Origin of the sequence: Ligilactobacillus sp., assembly GCF_036846325.1 — a bacterium.
Taxonomy (GTDB): domain Bacteria; phylum Bacillota; class Bacilli; order Lactobacillales; family Lactobacillaceae; genus Ligilactobacillus.
This window is the reverse complement of the sequence record NZ_DAIUCE010000207.1, coordinates 1-1,219: the sequence shown is the minus strand read 5'-3', so window position 1 is coordinate 1,219 and position 1,219 is coordinate 1. Positions and strand designations below refer to the sequence as shown.

Annotated in this window: 2 protein-coding genes; both read left to right on the top strand. The window is 49.8% G+C overall.

Annotated elements, in window-relative coordinates:
• Positions 1-35: 35 nt before the first annotated feature.
• A complete protein-coding gene (gene rfbA, locus V7Z60_RS10235) occupies positions 36-905 on the top strand; it encodes a glucose-1-phosphate thymidylyltransferase RfbA (protein ID WP_334117697.1) in 870 nt (289 codons plus the stop codon).
• Positions 906-930: 25 nt separating this feature from the next.
• A partial coding sequence (locus V7Z60_RS10230; RefSeq protein ID WP_334117696.1) for a GDP-mannose 4,6-dehydratase occupies positions 931-1,219 on the top strand: 289 nt, incomplete at its 3' end.

The following is a 1,219-nucleotide window of genomic DNA, read 5'->3' as shown; positions in this document are numbered from 1 at the left end:
AGTGACTGAACTTATGAAAGAAGAGGAATTAAAGCATGAAGGGTATAATTCTTGCAGGCGGATCAGGTACGCGCCTGTATCCGATCACCAAGGGAATTTCAAAGCAGCTGATTCCGGTCTACGACAAGCCGATGATCTACTATCCGCTGTCAACGCTGATGCTGGCCGGGATCAGGGACATTCTGGTGATTTCGACACCGGAGTACACGCCGCTGTTCGAGAATCTGCTGGGGGATGGTTCTGATCTTGGAATCAGTCTGTCGTACAAGGTTCAGGAACATCCAAACGGCCTGGCCGAAGCGTTTATTTTAGGGAAGGAGTTTATCGGATCTGATTCCGTCTGCTTGATTCTGGGCGACAACATCTACTATGGCAGCGGTCTGTCGAAGCAGCTCCAGGAAGCTGCTAAGAAGGATAATGGCGCAACGGTCTTCGGATATCATGTCAACGATCCGGAAAGATTCGGCGTGGTTGAATTCGATGAAGACATGCATGCCCTGTCGATTGAGGAAAAGCCGGAACATCCGAAGAGCAACTATGCCGTCACCGGCCTTTACTTCTACGACAATGACGTTGTTGAAATCGCGGAGAATCTGAAGCCTTCCGACCGCGGAGAGCTTGAAATCACGGACGTCAACAGGGAATATTTAAGACGAGGTAAGCTTGACGTCAAGCTCATGGGCCGCGGATATGCATGGCTTGATACCGGGACACATGATTCAATGCTTGAAGCGGCAAGTTTCATCTCCACCATTCAGAAGCGTCAGAATCTGAAGGTGGCCTGCCTTGAGGAAATTGCGTACAGAATGGGCTGGATCTCAAGAGAAAAGCTCATCGAGCTGGCACAGCCATTGAAGAAAAACGACTACGGTCAGTACCTGCTGCGTCTTTCAGCTGAAGATTAGAGAATTACAGAGAGGTTTTATTGAAATGAACATTATTGTTACAGGCGGAGCCGGCTTCATCGGAAGCAACTTCGTGTTTCACATGCTTAAGGAACATCCGGACTATCGCATCATCTGCGTTGACAAGCTCACGTATGCGGGCAACCTGTCGACGCTCAAGCCGGTGATGGACAACCCGAACTTCAGGTTCTGCAAGATCGACATCTGCGACCGCGAGGCAATCTACAAGCTGTTTGAAGAAGAACATCCCGACATGGTCGTCAACTTTGCGGCCGAATCGCACGTCGATCGTTCGATCGAAAATCCGCAGCTTT

What these genes read in the sequence shown, in the direction of transcription:
- rfbA (WP_334117697.1), top strand. Translation starts at nt 36, where the DNA reads ATGAAGGGTATAATTCTTGCAGGCGGATCAGGTACGCGCCTGTATCCG.